Raw genomic sequence first — 20,015 nt, forward strand, 5'->3', positions numbered from 1 at the left:
GAAATAGAGTAAAGACATAGCATAAAGTCTCATATGAAGGAGCAGATTGCGATGAAGAAAGTTACTGTTGCTTTAATTGGAGCGGGCCTGCGAGGAATTAATTATTCAGAATATGCGATTCAGCACCCCGATGAGCTTCAAGTTGTAGCTGTTGCAGAGCCGAATGCGAAGCGGAGAAATAAATTTAAGGCAAGACATAAGCTGGCTGATGACATGTGCTTTACCCATTGGGATGATTTTTTTGCCTCCCCGAAAGTAGCAGATGCAGTATTTATCTGTACCCAAGACAATCAGCATTATGTGCCGACAATGAAAGCACTGGAGGCAGGGTATCATGTGCTACTAGAAAAGCCGATGTCCCCTGATGCCAAGGAATGTGTACTTATGGGGGAAATGGCCTCTAAAGTGAATCGTGTCTTCTCGATATGCCATGTATTGAGATATACCAATTTCTTCTCTACGATCAAGGAGCTGCTGGAAAGTGGTGCGATCGGACAATTGATGTCCATTCAACATAATGAGAACGTGGGTTACTGGCACCAAGCTCATAGCTTCGTAAGAGGGAATTGGCGCAAAAAGGATGAGTCCAGTCCGATGATTCTCGCTAAGTCCTGTCATGATCTGGACATTCTTTCCTGGTTGACAGATTCAGAATGTGTTCGAGTTTCTTCCTTTGGCTCACTGTCCCATTTCAAATCTAGTGAAGCACCGGAAGGAGCCCCGCTACGCTGCACAGATGGATGCCCAGCAGCAGATAACTGTCTCTATTATGCTCCTAATCAATATTTGACGGAGGATACGGATTGGCCTACATCGGCAATTAGCGATGATCTAAGCTATGAAGCCCGCCTGAATGCTCTTCAGGAAGGACCTTATGGACGATGTGTCTATCATTGTGATAATGATGTCGTCGACCATCAAGTGGTAAATCTAGAATTCGCTAATTCCGTAACTATAGCTTTTACAATGAGTGCGTTTACCAAAGATGTAAGTCGTACCCTCAAACTGATGGGTACCAAGGGAGAAATTCGCGGTGCGATGGAGAAGAATGAAATTGAAGTAATCCATTTTGGCAGCGGTAAGGTAGAGAGAATCTCGTTCGAGAATGCAGGTGGTCATGTTGGTCATGGCGGCGGCGATATGGGGTTAATCAAAGATTTTGTTAAGCTGGTTCGAGCGGAAGGGAAGATTCAAGGGCTTACATCAGCGAATCATTCCGTTCAAAGTCACCTTATGGCTTTTGCAGCGGAGCAATCTCGCATCGAGGGTAACAGTATTGTTCTGAAAGAATTTGCACAAAGTGTCTGTAATGATGAAGAGGTGAAGAAACGATGAATGCTCCGCAGCCATTTCAGACGATGTTATTAAGTTCGTTGGTTAAGGTATTTGCTGATGAAGTGCCGAATCATGAATCCTATCATAGTGCAACCGCACTTGTTGGAGAAATATTTTCGTTCCAAGTCGCTTATACCTCAGATACACTTCTAAAGAATATTGAAGTAGAGATAAAGTCATCTCATCCAGATCTAATATGTATAAGATCCGTTGGACTTGTTCCCTCAGAAATGCCTTGTTTCAAAAATCATGATGACGATGTGCTAAGAACTACGCCGGGATTATATCCAGATCCATTGTATACGCTGGATCAACAATCTATTTCATCGATCCCGGGACAATGGCGATCTTTATGGGTGACGATAACCTTGGATGAATCAATGAGTACGGGGCTTCGTTCTATTCAGGTCCTCTTCCAATCATCTGAAGGGCAGATATTAGGTGAATCGGATGTATTCGAGCTAACCGTCATCCCTGCAACACTACCGCCGCAACAGTTAATTCATACGGAATGGTTCTATGTGGATTGTCTTGCTACAAAGTATGGTGTCGAAGTATTTAGTGAAGCGCATTGGGCCCTTATAGAACGTTATGCAGATACGATGGTTAAGCATGGCATGAACATGATCTTAACTCCGTTGTTTACACCGCCATTGGATACAGCCATTGGTGGAGAACGTCCAACCGTTCAATTGATATCCGTGACTAAAGCGGGAGATCGTTATGAATTCGGATTTGATCTGCTTACTCGTTGGGTATCGATGTGCCGCCGACTTGGCTTCAAATACTTTGAGTTCTCTCATTTATTCACTCAATGGGGTGCAAAGTGTGCACCGAAAATAATGGTAACCATTCAAGGTGAGGATCAGCAACTATTCGGCTGGGATACGGACGCATCCTCGGCGGAATACCATAGTTTCTTGGATCAATTTTTACCTTGCTTAGATCAATATTTGAAAGAGCAGGGAATAGATCAGCAAAGCTGGTTCCATATTTCAGATGAACCAGGAGAGGAACATTTGGAATCGTACCAAGCTGCAAGTGAGATCATTCATAAACATTTATCAAGTTATCCGATCATGGACGCTTTGTCCGAATTGAAGTTGTATGAACAGGGCCTGGTGAAAAGACCGATTCCTGCGAATACGCATATTGAACCGTTCTTAGAACATCAGGTTCCAGACCTTTGGACGTACTATTGCTGTGCTCAAGGTGAACAAGTATCCAACCGGTTTTTTAACATGCCGTCTGCTAGAAATCGTATGATCGGATTTCAATTGTATAAATTCGGATTACAGGGCTTCCTGCATTGGGGCTATAACTTCTGGTACTCGCAATATTCATTGAATCAGCAACTGGACCCTTATCGTACGACTGACGCTGAGCATGCATTTCCCTCAGGAGATTCCTACTTGGTCTATCCTGGAGAAGAAGGCCCGATTGAATCCATTCGATTGGAAGTTCTATATGAAGGGTTGCAGGATTTACGCGCACTAGAATTACTTGAGCAGAAAATCGGCAAGAAAGCAACGATAGCCATTATGGAAGAGGGTCTGAGTACAGCGCTGACCTTCTCTGTATACCCGAGGGATCATGGAACATGGCTCTTAGAGGCAAGAGAGCGGATCAATCAAGCGATAGCAAGTTATTCTACTTAAGTGATCATACCATTACGAGGTGTTGAGAATATGGCAACTTTTCATTATTCAGGATCTTCCTTTTATTATAACGACCAGGCGATACGGCTTATCTCAGGAGCCATCCATTATTTTCGGACTCTACCGGAACATTGGGAAGACCGTCTTATCAAATTAAAAGCTTGCGGCTTCAATACGGTTGAAACCTATGTGGCATGGAATTTACACGAGCCGAAGAAAGGCCAACTTCATTTTGAAGGGTTGGCAGATGTAGTCCGGTTTATTGAATTGGCAGGAGATTTGGGTCTGCATGTCATCGTTCGTCCCGCACCTTATATTTGTGCAGAATGGGAATTTGGTGGACTGCCATCTTGGTTGCTAGCTGATTCGGATATGCGTCTTCGATGCTACCATAAGCCATTTCTAGATCATGTAGATGCGTATTATGATGTATTGCTTCCCAAATTACAACCACTATTATGTACAAATGGTGGCCCGATCATTGGTATGCAGATTGAGAATGAGTACGGAAGTTACGGCAATGACAAGCGCTACTTGACTCATTTAAAAGACAGCATGATTTCCCGTGGGATAGATGTACTACTATTCACTTCCGATGGACCTGAAGACGCGATGTTACAGGGAGGTATGGTCCCAGGTGTGCTGGAGACGGTGAACTTTGGATCACGTCCAGTAGAAGCATTCAACAAGCTCCGTGAATACCAACCAGAGGCTCCAATCATGTGTATGGAATACTGGAACGGTTGGTTTGATCATTGGCGTGAGGAGCATCATACGCGTCCGGCTGAGGATGTAGCGAAGGTATTGGATGAGATACTTAGTCTAGGTGCATCCGTTAATTTCTATATGTTCCATGGCGGAACTAACTTTGGGTTCTACAACGGAGCGAATGGACATACGTTTGACAGCTATGAACCAACAATTACTAGTTATGACTATGATTCCTTACTGAGTGAATCCGGTGAGCCGACAGCTAAATATTATGCAGTTCGTGAAGTGATCTCCAAATATGTAGATCTCGGACCCATTGAGTTGCCAGCTCCTGTTGCTAAGAGAGCATATGGGAGAGTAGAGATGAAGGAGCAAACTTCACTAACCGCAAACTTGAATCGCATTTCTGCACCCATTCACTCTGCATACCCTGAATCAATGGAGAAATTGGGTCAGGATTATGGCTTTATACATTATAGTACGTTCCTTACAGGACCTCGCCCCAAAGATGAGTTCTTCATTCAGGATTTACATGATCGTGCATTAGTCTTTCTGAATGGAGAGCTCACTGCAACCTTAGATCGTGTAGAGCCAGAGGTGAAATTAGAGTTCGAGGTTCCGGCCGAAGGGCTGCAGGTTAGTATACTTGTGGAGAATTTAGGACGCGTCAACTATGGCCCTTTTATGAGAGATTGTAAAGGGATTACCGAAGGGGTACGTTATGGACGGCAGTTTCTGTCGGAATGGACGACTTATATGTTGCCATTAACGGATTTATCTGGTCTGGAGTTTGAAGGTCTATTCAGGCAAGCGGAACCTTGCTTCTTCCGCAGCACCTTGGTTGTGGATGAACCTTGTGATACGTTCTTGAGCATGGAAGGATGGACTAAAGGCGTCGTGTTCATTAATGGGTTCAACCTTGGACGCTATTGGAATATCGGACCACAGAAAACAATGTATGTGCCAGGTCCTCTATTGAAACAAGGCGACAATGAGATTGTAATCTTTGAATTGCACAGTACATCAGATACGGCTGTTACCTTCGTAGATATCCCGGAGTTAGGATAATAGGGTCAATCTTGTGTAATTCGCTAGCTTCGTTTAACTAGCTGTTTCAAACGCAGCAATTAATATATCGTAACAACAAGGGCACCCGAATAGATCCGGGTGTCTTTGATATATAGAAACTATTTCTTGCTACGTATTCTAAAGTTATGTAGTTCCCATTGTTCATACCAATCTTGAACAACGGCAGGAAGACCAATCCTAAGATCGCCTTTCAATAATTCCGTCAGATTCTTGTATTGTTCTTCCACAGCGGATCGTTCCCCAATACTGTCGTAGACCTTCATTAATCCTAAATGTCCTTGTTCAAAATAGGGTTGGAGCTGTACTACCTTTTGATACACGGTGACAGCTTCGGGAACTCTGTTGTTGTCGATATAGAACTGGGCCATCCCCATAGCATGGTGTAGCCAAATGGTGCGCAGACGTTGTCGCTCGCCCTCCGCCCACAAATAATCGTAATCTCCAAAATAATCCCCTGAATAAAGTTCAAATAAGCTTTGATGTTCTGCACAATTGTCCTCTCCGATGGATTCGAGTGCAAGAATGTTGTGCTCCCACTGGGCTGCATCGATTAGAAGCGGCCCGGTCTCAAGCGTATACCCTTCCCCTCCACTGACGTTGCTGATATGCAGATCTACCTCACTCTGCTTTAAACATTGCCGTACTTGATAAATGGTTGTGTAGAGATGGGTAGAAGCCTTTTTAAGGTTGAAGTCTGGCCATAGTAGGTCAATCAGGGTATCTTTACTGACGAATCGATTGCGATTATGAAGCAAGAAAGCAAACAATTCTTGTGCCTTAGAAGTTCTCCAACGGAGATTATTTAAAGGTTGCCCTCCTCGTTCAAAACGCAGCGATTGAAAACAACGAATCGTTAGTTCATGTGCTACCTCTGTGCTTTTTGGCGCAAACCTCAATCTGTCCTCCAAGCGTTGTATTGTTTTAAACAGCCGGTCATGTCGCACGGGCTTCAAAATATAATCAATCGCATTTAACTCAAAGGCTTCCACTGCATATTGGTTATACGCGGTCACGAAAACAATATTAGCGTTTGGACAGACCTCTTGCAGAATTGCGGCAGCCTGAAGACCGCTCACTTCAGGCATTTCAATATCAATAAAAATAACGTCAGGCTCCAAGGTTGGAGCTTCTTGTATAGCTTGAATAGGATCTGTATAGGACGCGATGATATGAACAGCTTTCATTTCTTTTAACATGAACTCTAATTTTACGAGAGCGAGTCGTTCATCGTCCACCAATACTGCTTGAATCATTGTTATTTCACCACTCAATATAGTATTTTTTAGCAAAAAACAATAAACTCTTCCTTATATTTCGGATCATTATATTCTTTCTGTGACTAGGAATTATTGCGTTTCATATTTCTTTTTTCAGAAGGGATTATGAAACTTACTGAAGTGCCTTGCCCTTCCTTGCTTATAATTTGCAGACCCTTAGCATAGACACGTAACAAGCGTTTATGTGTATTAAGAAATCCAATCCCTCGTGTTACATTAGACTGACTGCTTAGTAGTTGCTGAAGTTGTTCGGCAGTCATGCCTTTACCATTATCAGCGATTGTAATCTCGATGTCATCAACTAGTTCTTTGATGGATATTGAAAGCGTACCTCCCTTGGAGCGGCTTAATATACCGTGGCTAACGGCATTTTCAACGAGTGGCTGAATGGTCAAGGGAGGTAAGTGGAAATGTAGATTTTCTGCTAAATCCCAGTTGATGGTCATCCTGTCCTCAAAGCGCTCTTTCTCTATGTACAGATAGGCACGGACAAGCTCAAGCTCGTGTTCAATCGGTATCATCGGCTCAGCGTTCAAGAAGTTAAAGCTTAAGCGTAAATAAGAGCTAAAGGCATCAATGAGGTGACTCATACGCTGTGTATCAAAAGATGCCAGAGCAGATATAGAATTTAATGTGTTGAATAAGAAATGTGGTTGAATTTGCGCTTGAAGATAGGCTGCTTCCAGACGAAGCCGTTCATTTACGGAATGCTTTAAGTCTGTTAAGGAACGTACCCGCCCTCTTAGCTCCATAGCGTTCATGGGTTTCATTACATAGTCGTTCGCGCCTGAAACAAATCCGGTGTAGATATCTTCCGGCTGGCTGCGTGCGGTCAGAAGTAGAATAGGAAGCTCAGCTATGGTATAACGTTCACGAATTCTCTGTGTCAATTCATAGCCGGACATCTGGGGCATCATTACATCTGTAATGATTAAATCCCATTGATCAGTATCCAGTTTTATTAAGGCATCGATTCCACTGGTTACCGTAACCATTTCATAGTCTTTGATGGACAGTACGCTAGTAAGGATTTTCAGATTAATCGGATCATCGTCTACAGCCAAAATCTTAGGTCTTCTTCCATCCGTTGATGTAGTAGATGTAGTGGCAATTTCGGATAGCGTAATCTGAGATTGCTTGTCCGTGTATTCAGTCACTGTTGAGAATTCTAAATTGAATGCTTGGATGTTTGAATTGGATAGAGGCATAGTAAAAGTAAAAGTAGAGCCTTTGCCAAGTGAAGATTTTACGCTAATCTCTCCACCGTGAAGTTCAACCAGCTGTTTACAAATACTTAAGCCTAATCCAATTCCGCCACTTATTGCTGTCACGCTTGAGTCACCCTGTTCATAGGGTTGGAAGGCTCTAAGCTGTGTTTCCTCGTTCATCCCAATGCCGGTATCCGTAATATGGATGCGCGCCACACCTTTATGAATATCTGCATGGACCCTCACTGAGCCTACACTCGTATATTTCACTGCATTTTGAAGCAGATTGAACAAAATCTGAATGAGTCTTTTCTCATCTGCTACAACGGAAGGAAAGGAGTCGGGGATCTCCGAAATTAGTGCAATGTGCTTACTTTCCGTTAGGAATTTGAGCATATCGAGCACTCCAGCAGCTACGGATTGAATTGGAACATTTCTTAACTGCAATTGAATGTTGCTTTCACGAAGCTGTGATTGATCTAGTAGATCATTTATCAGTAACGACATACGTCTTCCTACGGTAATTAGCAGTTCTAGATTATTTGCGTTCTGATACATTAAAGAGTCTCTCTCACTGTCTAAGACGGTTTCAGCAATATTAATGATGCTATGCAGCGGATTTTTAAGCTCGTGAGAGGTATTCGCTAGGAAATTATCCTTTTGCGTAACGGTTCTTTGCAGGCTTTGTGCCAGATTTTCAGTCTGCTTAGTATTCCAGAAATAGCGCTTAAACCCAAAAGTCGCGAAACATAAAAAGGCAATAATCAGGTCAAAAGGATAATAGGTGACGTCAACCAGATCGAAATTTTTGAACAATCCCCAATGAGTGCTGTTAACAATGGCTAAGATAGACAGCAGTAGAAAAATAGAGCCATCGTGGTTTTTGAGCGTAGATTTCAGAAAGAGAACTACAACTTCTAATGATAGAACGATTATATTGATGATAAAAATAGGTGTAAATAATTCGTAATAGCGGACAACGGGACCGAGCAGTATAAAAAGGATATGTACCAAGGATAAGCTGGTCAGGATCCGAACACGTTTAATTTTAAAATTCTGGAACATTAGATGCTTGCTTGTCAGTAAGATGAATAAAAAAGCCATAATATTAGATATGATTAATAGCTTTAAGCTCCATTGGTAGTTTAAGGGAAACATATGCAGCAAAAGCTTGTCATCATCAATAAGTACAGTAGTTATAGCGGAAATTACCAACAGAAAAAAATAAATCATCATCTTTTGCCGCGGGCCAATGGTATATAATATTGCTGCATAGACTGCATGGAGTAGAAGTACTACACATAATAACAGTTGAAGGCCTATAGAAACGTTCCTCTGTTGTGTTAAAGTTTTATCGTTACCAAATAAAATGGGTTTAAAAATACCGCCTGTATGAGATAAAGAGTAGTTGGCTACATGAATCACAATTTCAATCTCAGTCTTATCCGTTGTAAAAGATACGGAGTAAGGTAATACACGAGCAACATAGTCTTTTTTATTGGCAGATGGAGAACCTGAATTTCCTAATAGTTCACCATTGATATAAATTTCCGAAGCAGTCCGAACCCCGGATATGAGTATGCCATAAGATTGCTTTTCGTTTTTATCTACAAGAATCCGTAACCGATAGGAGCCGTAGCCAAAAGCAGACTTTTCGCCATTATGAATGGCATCGTTCCACTGATCCGGGACTTGTATATATGTTTTAGGGGGAGCTTTGTTTAGAGATTCTTTATTGAAAGTGGGAAGTAGCGTATTAGGATAGAACTCCCATTGCCCTTTTAAGTTAAGGAGCTGGTCTGGATTCAATTCTTTATTCCGTAAATCGAGAACTCCTTTGACTAATTGTGGTTGTATAGCATGAGGCGAAGCCCAAACCCATAGGAAGCGAAATCCAGTAAGTATAGTAAGAAATAGCACGATAATTAGAAAGAGTTTACTTTTAGTCATAGTAATTAAACATTATTCGACATAAAACAATATATTCCTTTCTCAAAAATATTTCAAAAATTAAAAAAAGTTGTGGCTAAGTTGCAGGGATGTAGAATTGGCTGGCGTCTAACGTTATGTAGGTGAAGGAGGGGAGAAAGCTGGAAGAGAAGGAATGGATTTCTGCTGTACTGAACGGTGAGCATCAGGCCTTTGGGCATTTGGTGACACGTTATCAAGGCATGGTATACAGAGTGTGCGTCAAGATTACTGGTGAAGCCGAATCGGCCAAGGATATGGCCCAAGAGGTTTTTATAAAAGCATACAAAGCGCTCCCCTCCTTCAGAGGACAATCTACCTTCTCGACATGGCTTTATCGGATAGCCTATCGAACCTGTCTGGACTGGAAACGGGCCAATGATAGGGAGTGGAGGCATCGGAGTGCAGCTGATTACACTGAGAATGATTGGGTAACATCTCAAACACCAGAGCAAGAGGTGCTAGAGCAGGAACAATCAGCTGAGCTGGGTGAGAATGTGAACAGCCTTGCGGAACCGTACCGGTCGGTCGTACAGCTGTACTATTTTCAGCGAAATTCTTATCAAGAGATAGCGGAACAAAAGGGTGTTTCCGTTAAGACTATCGAATCGCAGCTTTATCGTGCCAGACAGATGATGCGTAGACAAAGGGAGGAATTGCGATGAATTGTGCAATAGTGAAGGAATGGATGCCACATTACATTAACGGCCTACTGTCTCCAGATATGGAGCTGCGTATCCGGTTGCACATACAATCCTGTCCTGATTGCGCGCAGTGGCTGGAGGAAGCTAAGGAAATGTCCGCTCTTTGGTCAGAAATGGAAACGGACAGTGAATATCAGCATGAACAGATGGACTTTCCAGATCTCGCAGCAGGCGTTATGGCCCATATCGAGCAGCTCGAAACAGGACGCAGAGAGCGAGCGGTTAAAGCGACAAGCGTAAGACGTCGTTATGCTCCTAGAACATCTTGGATGCATTATGCGGTGGCTGCCTGCTTGAGCTTCATATTATTACAGTTTGGCGTTTTTGAGAATTTGGCTTATGGAATTACTGAAATTAATGGTCATGTGTCGAATTCGGTGACCCAATGGTTTGGTGGTTTTAGAAAATAGTCATAAAGAGATTTATAAATAATAGATGGATTCAGGTAAACTGAAAAGTTTATGCTATCCAAAATTTAGGAGGATGTATTATGATTAAGAAGAGACGTTGGCTCACTTTTATGTTAGCTATGGTTCCTGGTGTAGGCCATTTGTACTTAGGCTTCAAAAAGCAGGGGCTGCAGTTTATGATCGGGGCTTCCTTATGTATTATGTTTATCCCGTCCGAGCCCATGATCTTCCCTTTTGCGCTAGCTGCACTATGGTTTTACCAATTGTTTGATGCCTTGCAGAAAGCGGCTTGGATGAAAATAACTGCAGCCGAACACGAGCGTATGATGTTCCATCCTGACAGCTTCGGAGAACCTTGGACGATGGGGATATCTTCTATGCCGGGTTACCCACATGAAGATGTGAATCCGGCTTGGGTTGGTGTTGGATGTGTTGTTGCTGGGTTCCTTATGCTTGTGATCTCAGCATTTCCGACGCTTTGGAGAATGTTAATTGACATTAACATTGGTACGATCTTGCTATCACTGGGTCTGATTGCGTACGGTCTGAAGATGCTAAGAAATAATACGAGAGCGTAAGAAACGGGGATTTGACTATGGGGAGATGGAAAATCGGGAGTTTTACTGCAGCTATAGGCTGCATTGCACTTGGTGTCATTATTGTGATGGCTCAGTATAATATGATCAGCTATGAAGTACTTGGTTATTTATGGCCAGCACTGTTGATCCTGTTCGGACTCGAGATGTTGCTAAGATTGTTTATTAAATCCGATGCCAAAAGTCGTGTGAGCGGTTGGGCAATCCTATTGATTATCCTGTTGGTTGGAGCAAGCAGTGCACAGAGCGTAATGGCCGGCGGCTCACTTAGCAGTTTAATCGGGAATACACATTTAACTCCACTAAGCGGCAATGTCGAAGTGAAAGACAATATTACAACGCTGAAAATCGTACTTCCAAGTGGAAAAGTAAAGGTCGAGGGAATAGATGGAAGCTCATTAGATTATGAGGGAAGCTTACTCCTACCTGGAAAATCGCAAAGTGAAGCCGAAAGCGCGCTAGAAAAGAAATGGAGAGTTAAAACTGAGGGAGATACACTGATTATGGAGCTCGATACAGATCATAATTGGTTCTCTAATATTCAGTTTGGATTTAACACTAAAAGTCCTTACTTAAACGTAAGTGTACCCAGCAGCCTTGCCGTTGAGGTAGATACTAGTGACGGGTCAATAGAAGCCTGGGATTTAAAGTCTGGCTTAGTGGCTGACACTAGTAACGGGATTTTAAATATTCATGATGTTGCTGGCGGAGTAGAGGCACATACCAGCAACGGGTCACTGACTGTTCAGAACATCCAAGGTGGAGCGCAGCTCAAAAGCTCTAATGGAGCTATTACATTGGATAATATAGATGGAGCGTTGACCGCAAAGAGTAGCAATGGCAAGATTACCATTAATTCAGCAGTGACCGGAAAATGGAAGTGTTCGTCAAGTAACGGAAAGATTACGGTGGGATTGCCAGCGGTGTCCGATGCGAAGATTACAGCGGATACCAGCAATGGTTCGCTGAAAGGGAATGTACCCTGGGATCGAGACGGGGACAGTTATGGCACTGCCACTCTCGGTAAAGGAACCTATAGTGTGGACCTAAGTACGAGTAATGGGAGCGTGACCGTGGACACGGCTGAATAAACACGAACAAAAAAAGGGAGCCGAGGCTTCAGCGAATGATTCTGCTGAAACCTCAGTTCCCTTTTTTCAAATTATAAGAGACCTACCAAGCGTAAGCTTTAGGCGCTTCTCCGCCCGGTCCTGGGAAGATCTCATCCAGTCGTTTAAGTACTGACTCATCTAGTACAATCTCAAGACTGCGTAATGCACTCTCGAATTGCTCCAGTGTACGTGGTCCAATAATTGGTGCGGTTACAGCAGGATTGGCTAATAACCATGCTAGCGCTACATTATCTTGTGGTTCCCCAAGCTCCATACACAAGCTGGCAAAAGCCTCAAGCTGATCTTTGTATTGCTCTACGCGCTCAGCATTCCCTCCACTGCGGCTGCCTTCAATTTTCTTAAGTGCATTGCGCCCAAGAAGACCTCCATCCAGTGTGCTCCAAGGAATAACGCCTAATCCATGATGGAGAGAGGAGGGTAATACTTCAAGTTCAGGAAGGCGACAGGTGAGGCTGTATTTATGCTGCTCAGAAATCAAACCTAAAAAGCCACGTGCCTTCGCTTCTTGTTGGGCTACAGCGATATCCCATCCCGCAAAGTTACTGGAGCCGACATAACCAATCTTTCCTTGGTTTACAGCAAGCTCGAAAGCCCCCCACAGCTCGTCCCAAGAGACACTACGGTCAACGTGATGCATCTGGTACAATTCAATATGATCGGTCTGGAGACGCTGCAAAGACCCCTCTAGATGGCGGCGTATAATATAAGATGATAGTCCACCACAACGTATTTACAATGGGGAAAATTTCTTAATGGAGGAAATACTATGAAAAAGAGCTTCAGAATTATTTTTACAGCAATTATCGGAATGCTTGTATTCACAAATCAGTCCTATGCTAATCCATCGAAGTCAACTCCAAGCTTGGACAGTACAGATGCGCTTTATGTTAGTACCGATCTCGTCGCAATCATTGATCATAGCACTAACAAAGCGGACGTAGTCAATGTAACAACAAATAAGGTAGTCAACCTTTCAAAAGATGCTCATACGATTCTCGACCTTAACGTGATGAAGAATCCGCAAAAAATAGTGCTACTTAAGAAATCAAATGGCAACGCAATTACGAAAACGGTCTTTACTTATGCTGGAGAGCAGATTAGTAAAACAGAAATACCGCTTAAAGGTGCGGCAGACAAAATCAAATGGGTTGCTCCTACGGGGAAAGTAAACGAACGAATCATGGTTCAATTTGGAGATTCCTTTAATCTTTATCAGTATCCTTGGAATATGCCAAGTGTAAGCTTTAATGCTAAGATTAACGATACCGGATATGAAAGTGTAAGCGTTAAGGGTTGGGATTTTGTTGGATATCCTTATTTAGCTATAAAATATCAAGCACAAGGTATAATGAGCGATGATTTCTTTGTGAGAACCATTAATTTATTTCACCATAATGAAAAAATGTTTAAAAGACTATAATGCTGATATTAAGCTTAAATTTAATGGTGCAAATTTGGCAGTATACACATCATACATTTACCAGCCAGCTCCAGCTAACGCGAAGCGTCCTGTTTCAGATGATTCTCAGAACGTGTTCCGTTTGATGAATGTTGCAACCGGAAGCACACCAACCTCTATTAAGCAAGCTTTTAAAGAAGAGGGTAATCTTTCGGGGTGGAAGACGGACTTTATTAACAATCAAGTGTTTGTTGGGGATGTATTAGAACAAACCTGGTCGTTATTTTCGCAAGAAGGAGCTCAGATCTTAAAAGATCAGAAATGGCCTGAAAATGGGAAAAGTAAATTTTTGAATTATAATCCAACTACAAAAACTGCTTATTTCCTGGATTATTCTGCTGGTGAAATTTCAATAATTGCAAATCCAATTCATTAATAGAACGTGAAAGCGCAGAGTCGCCAAAGGGATATACCTGACGGCTCTTTTCATTACTCAAGAAAATCTTCCTTCAAAATAAATATCCTATAGGCTATGCCTATCAACTCAATAGAATCTATATCTTTGTCCTTTACGACTGGGTATGATACAACAATATAAAGAAGAACTATGTCTGTTAGAGCAGACCACTTGAGGAGTGACTGAGATGAGTGAGGTTAAAAAAATCGCCGTAATCGCAGGGGACGGTATTGGACCTGAAGTAGTAGCTGAAGCAGAAAAAGTATTGAAAAGAACGGAAGAAGTATTTGGTTATGCTTTTGAAACGGAGCATGCTCTATTTGGAGGCATTGCAATAGACGAAAGAGGCACACCGCTGCCGGAAGATACACTAGAAATCTGTCGCAGTGCTGACGCCGTATTACTGGGTGCTGTAGGCGGACCGAAGTGGGATAACAATTCAAAGGAGCTTCGTCCTGAAACTGGATTGCTTGGCATTCGTAAAGCGCTTGGATTGTTCTCAAATTTACGTCCAGCAGTCGTATTCGATTGCCTTAAGGACGCTTCGACATTGAAGCCAGAAGTGCTCGAAGGTACCGATCTTATGGTCGTTCGTGAGCTGACTGGTGGGATTTACTTCGGAGATAAACTGCGTCGTCAAGGTGAACATGGTGAAGAAGCAGTGGATACCTGTGTATATAACGTAATGGAAGTGGAACGAATTGTGCGTCAGGCTTTTGAGATTGCTGGCAAGCGTCGCAATAAGCTGGCAAGTGTTGATAAAGCGAATGTACTTGAAACTTCACGTTTATGGCGTGAGGTCGTAAATAAGATTGCTCCAGAATATCCTGAGGTAGAGGTTGAGCATGTACTCGTTGATAACTGCGCAATGCAGCTGCTACGTCGTCCAGCTAGCTTTGATGTTATCGTTACCGAGAACATGTTTGGTGACATTCTGAGCGACGAGGCTGCGATGTTGACAGGCTCTATCGGTATGCTTGCTTCCGCTTCGATGGGCGATGGTAACTACGGTCTCTACGAGCCCGTTCACGGCTCCGCGCCTGATATTGCCGGACAAGGACTTGCGAATCCGATTGCAACAATCTTGTCCTTAGCACTGATGTACCGTTTAACCTTTGGTTATGAGGATGCGGCTGCTGCGATAGAGGCTGCAGTAGCTGAAGTATTGGATGCAGGACACCGTACAAGTGATATCGCCGTAGATAAGAGCAAAGCGATCAGTACATCTGAAATGGGCGACCTGATTGTTGCAGCTATCCGCAAAGCATAATAAAATCTAATTCCTAATTACGATTATAGGGGGATTTGTCTAAGATTGACTTTGATTTTGTACGATGATACCATTTGATATGTAGACAAGATGTAAATTATTCCAGCATATCACGACAAGAAATGGTTGGTTTCTTACATAATCAAAGGAGGATTTTGGTAATGGCTGGTATTCTTCTTTTATCCTCTGGACTTCACTTTTGTATGTCCTACTGAAATCACAGCTCTTAGTGAAGCAGCTGCGCAGTTCGAAGCGCTTGATACAGAAATTCTCGGCGCAAGTGTAGATTCGATCCACAGCCACAAAGCATGGATCAATACACTTAAGGATTCGAATGGTCTTGGCCGTTTGAGTTTCCCCGCTTGCTGCTGATATTACTAAACAAGTTGCTAAAGACTACGGCATTCTGATTGAAGAAGAAGGTATTGCATTGCGTGGATTGTTCATCATTGATCCTGAAGGTGAATTGAAATATCAAGTCGTTAATCACAATGATGTAGGTCGCAGCGTAGAAGAAACACTTCGTGTCCTTCAAGCCCTGCAATCTGGTGGCTTATGCCCAATGAACTGGAAACCAGGTGACAGAAACCTTTAAATGTTGTTCTGCTATTATCTGATCTTTGATATTCTGATTTCGACCTCCTTGCAGAAGTTTTTTCTGTAAGGAGGTTTTTTGCTCCAAAAGAGTCTTAAATAAAAAATGGATTTGAAAATAGGCGTGAAAAGTTATATTATGTCCTCGAGTGGAGGAATCTCCATTGGGGTAATGTAATACAATAATAAAAACTCAGATGGGTTAGTTATTTTAAGGAGGGTGAACAAATATGAGCTTTTGCTGTGGAGCGAGTATGGTAGGAACAAAGGGAACCCTTAAACATTATCGCACGCAAGTCCATAATGTTCCCCTGCTTTTTTGTCCGGTATGTCATCGTGTAGAGGTTCACTATAAGGTTGAGAATGAGTATGAGATCTTGGCGGAATACGCACATGGAGACGGTGTTACTGATGTGGATTTTCAGGACTATGTCATGGAAGACGAAACTGAAATATTCGAGAATGTCATTAACATCGAGAGTGAAGAGCCTCTAGCTATTGTGCGGAGTCAGATCGATATGGCGCTTGACCTGCTTGCTGTAGCCAAACAGATTGAGGATACGAAGTGGGAACGGGAATTGAAGAAAAGATTAGCTGTGATGAGTCAGAGACGCCTTCGTCTGCAACAGAAAGCATAAGATTATTTGCAATTTGGGTCAGACCCATTTCTTTTTCAAGCCTTCGCAACTGCGAGGGCTTTTTAGTGTTTCTATTTTTTTGAAAACGCTTTAATGTATTTGAACGAATTAATAGTAATAAATATAATTTGATGTGATTTTTTATATGTCTTTGGAATCATTTTATGAATTTTTTTATCATTCGACAGTTTCTCTGATTGCGTTGTCTACTTCACTTGGATATGATTGGAATATAATTGAACCGGTTGGAAAAAGTGCAACGATTACCGAATGTTCTGGCGGCTTCGTCATATACTCAAATACATAGTAATTTGATGTCGCTTTAGCGTCTTCGTCAAATGCAGTAAAAGGGGGAACTTCGTATCGTGATTAGCCAATATCAAGAAAGTCTTCTATTACCGGGAAGAACCTATCAATCAGGGCCTGTGGATACTACATACGAGGATGTACTAGAGAATATTGACAGCGGAATCATGCTTTTTGATGAAGAGGGAGTTATAAGTTTTGTAAATAAGCAAATGTACGGGATGCTTGAATTAACCCGTCACTCCCTTGTTGGCTGTACAATATCACATCTATTATTTAACGTTAGACTAAGCCGCTTTAAGAAAAAGCAAGTACTGCAAAGCTATAAAGAGATGGTATACAAAGGAAAATCAAATTATGAATTTTTAGACGAGTATGGCCGTTATTGGAAGGTTACATTATGCTGTGGAGAGCAAATGAAGGGTTGTTATTTGTTTACAGTTAAAGAAATCTCCGATTATAAGTTGATTGAGCAAACGGCTTACCAGAACGATAGTTTGGCTATGCTAGGTAAATTATCTGCATCTATTGCCCATGAAATCCGGAATCCATTAACTGCAATTCGTGGATTTATTCAATTGTTGCACCCGCATCTACAGCAGCTTGGGAAGCAGGAATATGGCAAGATAATCTTGGCGGAGATCGATCGTGCGAATGATATTATCCATGAATTTCTAACTTCTTCCAAGCCGTCAGTTCCTCAAGTGGGGATGATTCCTGTGTCAGCTTTACTCAAGGAAGTAGTGCTGCTTACAGAGAGCGAAGCCCTGATGAAAGGTTGTCAGATCAATCTACATCCTTTTCAGGAGGGAGATATGATGATTTCTGGAGATGTAAAACAAATGAAACAGGTAGTCCTCAACATGATTAGAAACGCTATGGAGGCCGTTGCGGATAGAGTAGATGGTCTAATGGGTAAAATAGAGGTTGGAGCCCACAAAGAGGGTTCTGAGGTCCGTATGTTCATTTCTGATAACGGTAAGGGGATGGATATCCGTACACTGGACAGGTTATTCAATCCATTTTTTACGACAAAAGAGAATGGGACTGGGCTTGGGCTATCCGTGAGTGACCGAATCATCAAAAATCATGGCGGATGTATCTCTGTCAGTAGTAGAGTTAACGAAGGAACTCATTTTGTAATCTCATTGCCATTAATCCATTAGTACATTCAAACAAAATTATAAGGTATTTAAGAGGCTGATCCCTGCGGATAATACAGATGCAGAGATCGGCCTTGCTTATGTTACAATGGGGGTTGGTTTTGGGAGACAAATGGAGGTAGACACAATGAATATAGAATTTAATAGTGGCAGTGCCATTAATGAAATACAGGGGGATGCCTTTATCCTTATCATCTCTGAGTCGGAAGCCCAACATGGCGGCCTCTCAGAGAGGTGGAATGACAGCATTCGATTATTAGGAAAGTCAGGTCTCTTTAGTGGGAAGCTGAATCAGACTTACGTAATGCCTTTAGATTATCCATCCGGTTGTCCTGTAGCTATTTTAGTTGGAAAAGGGGACCAATTTCTTAGGACTGAAGACCTGCGTCAAATGGCAGTTCAGATAGCACGTGCAGCACTTCGATTGAAGGCAGTACAGCTAGTGTTTCAGTTGCCTGAAGGTGTTCAGGAGCTAACAGTAGATAAGGATATCGTATCTATTGCCTATGCGTTGTCTGAGGGGTTGTCACTTGGTTCCTATCTTCGTCCCACATATAAGCAGGAGCAATCTCAATATACAGGTCCAAACTCGGTTATTTTCACTATCGAGAAGAAGCCAGCGGATACTTTCGAGCGTGACTGGAATCTGGGCATGCAGAGAGGGCTGGCTTTTGGTGAGGCTACGAATCTGGCGCGGAACTTGACGAATATGCCCGGCAATCTGCTGACTCCATCTGACCTTGCTATGGCCGCTATAGAAGTTGCTGAACGTTATGGATTCCCTTCCGAGGTACTGGATGAACGGGAAATTGAGCAAAAAGGAATGGGCGGATTGCTCGCAGTCGGAAAAGGAAGTGTAAACCCTCCGCGAATGATCGTCATCCGTTACCAGGGATCGGGGCACTGGGATAATGTAGTGGGGCTGGTCGGTAAAGGGATTACTTTTGATACGGGGGGAATTTCCTTAAAAAGAGCCCCAGGCATGGAAGAGTTAATCAGTGATATGGGAGGCGCAGCGGCTGTGCTTGGAGTAATGGAGGCATTAGGCCGATTGCGTCCACGAATTAATGTAGTAATGGTCATTCCATCTGCTGAGAATATGCCTTCTGCTAATGCCTTTAAACCCGGGGATATCATTACATCAATGAGCGGAAGAACCATAGAAGTATTGAATACCGATGCAGAAGGCAGACTTGTACTTGGGGATGCGCTGACCTATGCTCGGGAATGGGGGGCGAAACGTGTTATTGATGTCGCAACGCTGACAGGTGCAGTGCTGTCGACATTGGGAGATATAGCTACAGGTGCTGTTACTAACAACGAGGCATTTATGGAGCAGTTTCTGACAGCAGCTAATGTTTCGGGTGAAAAAATATGGCAGCTTCCGGCTTACCCGGAATTCCACGAAATGCTAAAGAGTGAAGTGGCCGATATCCGTAACACCGCAGGAAGATTCGGGGGAGCCACTACCGCTGGGTTATTTGTAGGTGAGTTTGCGGAAGGTCTGCCGTGGATACATCTAGATATTGCAGGAACCGCATTTCTCTCTAAAGAACGTGGAGTTAATCCTAGAGGCGGTACAGGAGTCATGGTTCGCACATTGGTTCAGTGGTTGCTCAGCGAAAGCGAATGATTAGCTCTTCATAATCAACAAAAAGAAAACCTCGCCCTAGGACAATGGATGGAAGACCGACCATTCCCTAAGGCGAGGTTTCTTTGCTTTTGTAAGAATCAATACTGAAGATTAAATATTGCCACTGGATTTTTTAGCCTTCGATTAAGAAGTAAAGGATTGAATACTGTTCAAAATTTTATCGCGAGTTCCCTTATTCTTCAGTAAATAGGCTACGCCCAATGCGGCTGTTGTCAAAAATGTATCTTACATATAATAGTTGTCAGGCAGCCTACTTCTTCTTATTAACAGGTGTTGAGCAGCAGGAGAGGGGAGAATCTAAAGACGCTGCAGAACAGGTCTTGCCCTTATCACAGCCAGCGCAAGCGCCTTGCTTGCCCTTTTGCACATGTCGATAGATGATCCAGCCTGAATAACCGAAGATCAGAGTGACGATTAGAACATTTATCATTACGGTGCCCCACTT

At 42.8% G+C, this 20,015-nt stretch carries 16 protein-coding genes and 2 pseudogenes; 14 read left to right on the plus strand and 4 right to left on the minus strand.

The window, feature by feature from the left end:
- Nucleotides 1–51: 51 nt before the first annotated feature.
- From L1028_RS16720 to L1028_RS16730, 3 genes are read left to right on the plus strand one after another with little or no spacing between them, the layout of a single operon-like run.
- Nucleotides 52–1,335 carry a Gfo/Idh/MocA family protein gene (locus L1028_RS16720; RefSeq protein ID WP_234535674.1) on the plus strand — a complete coding sequence of 428 codons (1,284 nt, stop codon included), beginning with the start codon at nucleotides 52–54 and terminating at the stop codon, nucleotides 1,333–1,335.
- Entirely contained in the window at nucleotides 1,332–2,993 is a 1,662-nt protein-coding gene (locus L1028_RS16725; protein ID WP_234535676.1) for a DUF4091 domain-containing protein, read from the plus strand. The genes L1028_RS16720 and L1028_RS16725 overlap by 4 nt, the downstream gene beginning before the upstream one ends.
- Nucleotides 2,994–3,023: 30 nt before the next feature.
- Nucleotides 3,024–4,772, plus strand: a complete 1,749-nt coding sequence (locus L1028_RS16730) for a glycoside hydrolase family 35 protein (RefSeq protein ID WP_234535762.1) — start codon at nucleotides 3,024–3,026, stop codon at nucleotides 4,770–4,772.
- A gap of 119 nt (nucleotides 4,773–4,891) precedes the next feature.
- Here L1028_RS16730 and L1028_RS16735 read toward each other — a convergent pair whose 3' ends face one another.
- Nucleotides 4,892–6,046, minus strand: a complete 1,155-nt coding sequence (locus L1028_RS16735; RefSeq protein ID WP_234535678.1) for a response regulator — start codon at nucleotides 6,044–6,046, stop codon at nucleotides 4,892–4,894.
- Between the two features lie 86 nt (nucleotides 6,047–6,132).
- A complete protein-coding gene (locus L1028_RS16740) occupies nucleotides 6,133–9,228 on the minus strand; it encodes a hybrid sensor histidine kinase/response regulator (protein WP_234535680.1) in 3,096 nt (1,031 codons plus the stop codon).
- A 122-nt stretch (nucleotides 9,229–9,350) separates the two neighbouring features.
- Between L1028_RS16740 and L1028_RS16745 the strand changes: the two genes are divergently transcribed.
- The 4 genes from L1028_RS16745 to L1028_RS16760 all read left to right on the plus strand — a co-directional run bounded on the left by L1028_RS16745 (nucleotide 9,351) and on the right by L1028_RS16760 (nucleotide 12,047).
- Complete coding sequence (locus L1028_RS16745; protein ID WP_042185733.1) at nucleotides 9,351–9,911, plus strand: RNA polymerase sigma factor; 561 nt, start codon at nucleotides 9,351–9,353, stop codon at nucleotides 9,909–9,911.
- On the plus strand, nucleotides 9,908–10,360 hold the full coding sequence (locus L1028_RS16750) for an anti-sigma factor family protein (protein ID WP_234535682.1): 453 nt from the start codon (nucleotides 9,908–9,910) through the stop codon (nucleotides 10,358–10,360). Before L1028_RS16745 ends, L1028_RS16750 begins: the two co-directional genes overlap by 4 nt.
- 80 nt (nucleotides 10,361–10,440) lie before the next feature.
- Complete coding sequence (locus L1028_RS16755; protein WP_234535684.1) at nucleotides 10,441–10,938, plus strand: hypothetical protein; 498 nt, start codon at nucleotides 10,441–10,443, stop codon at nucleotides 10,936–10,938.
- Between the two features lie 17 nt (nucleotides 10,939–10,955).
- On the plus strand, nucleotides 10,956–12,047 hold the full coding sequence (locus L1028_RS16760; protein ID WP_234535686.1) for a DUF4097 family beta strand repeat-containing protein: 1,092 nt from the start codon (nucleotides 10,956–10,958) through the stop codon (nucleotides 12,045–12,047).
- Between the two features lie 82 nt (nucleotides 12,048–12,129).
- On the opposite strand, the pseudogene L1028_RS16765 reads toward L1028_RS16760, so the two are convergent.
- Nucleotides 12,130–12,807 (minus strand): annotated as a pseudogene (locus tag L1028_RS16765) (aldo/keto reductase); the annotation flags it as partial.
- A 48-nt stretch (nucleotides 12,808–12,855) separates the two neighbouring features.
- On the opposite strand from L1028_RS16765, the gene L1028_RS16770 reads away from it, so the two are divergent.
- From L1028_RS16770 to L1028_RS16800, 7 genes and pseudogenes are all read left to right on the plus strand, one after another.
- Nucleotides 12,856–13,509, plus strand: coding sequence for a hypothetical protein (locus L1028_RS16770; RefSeq protein ID WP_234535688.1), 654 nt, complete (start codon nucleotides 12,856–12,858; stop codon nucleotides 13,507–13,509).
- A complete protein-coding gene (locus L1028_RS16775; protein ID WP_234535690.1) occupies nucleotides 13,484–13,924 on the plus strand; it encodes a hypothetical protein in 441 nt (146 codons plus the stop codon). The genes L1028_RS16770 and L1028_RS16775 overlap by 26 nt, the downstream gene beginning before the upstream one ends.
- Nucleotides 13,925–14,132: 208 nt before the next feature.
- Entirely contained in the window at nucleotides 14,133–15,215 is a 1,083-nt protein-coding gene (gene leuB, locus L1028_RS16780) for a 3-isopropylmalate dehydrogenase (RefSeq protein ID WP_234535692.1), read from the plus strand.
- Nucleotides 15,216–15,377: 162 nt separating this feature from the next.
- A pseudogene (locus L1028_RS16785) lies at nucleotides 15,378–15,810 on the plus strand (peroxiredoxin); the annotation flags it as partial.
- 229 nt (nucleotides 15,811–16,039) lie between these two features.
- Nucleotides 16,040–16,447 carry a hypothetical protein gene (locus L1028_RS16790; RefSeq protein WP_234535694.1) on the plus strand — a complete coding sequence of 136 codons (408 nt, stop codon included), beginning with the start codon at nucleotides 16,040–16,042 and terminating at the stop codon, nucleotides 16,445–16,447.
- Between the two features lie 365 nt (nucleotides 16,448–16,812).
- On the plus strand, nucleotides 16,813–17,919 hold the full coding sequence (locus L1028_RS16795) for an ATP-binding protein (protein ID WP_234535697.1): 1,107 nt from the start codon (nucleotides 16,813–16,815) through the stop codon (nucleotides 17,917–17,919).
- Between the two features lie 124 nt (nucleotides 17,920–18,043).
- Nucleotides 18,044–19,549, plus strand: coding sequence for a leucyl aminopeptidase (locus tag L1028_RS16800; protein ID WP_234535699.1), 1,506 nt, complete (start codon nucleotides 18,044–18,046; stop codon nucleotides 19,547–19,549).
- Nucleotides 19,550–19,820: 271 nt separating this feature from the next.
- Here L1028_RS16800 and L1028_RS16805 read toward each other — a convergent pair whose 3' ends face one another.
- Nucleotides 19,821–20,000, minus strand: coding sequence for a FeoB-associated Cys-rich membrane protein (locus L1028_RS16805; RefSeq protein ID WP_076286329.1), 180 nt, complete (start codon nucleotides 19,998–20,000; stop codon nucleotides 19,821–19,823).
- Nucleotides 20,001–20,015: the final 15 nt, after the last annotated feature.

The organism is Paenibacillus pseudetheri (assembly GCF_924513355.1).
In the GTDB taxonomy this organism is placed as follows: Bacteria; Bacillota; Bacilli; order Paenibacillales; family Paenibacillaceae; genus Paenibacillus_AQ; species Paenibacillus_AQ pseudetheri.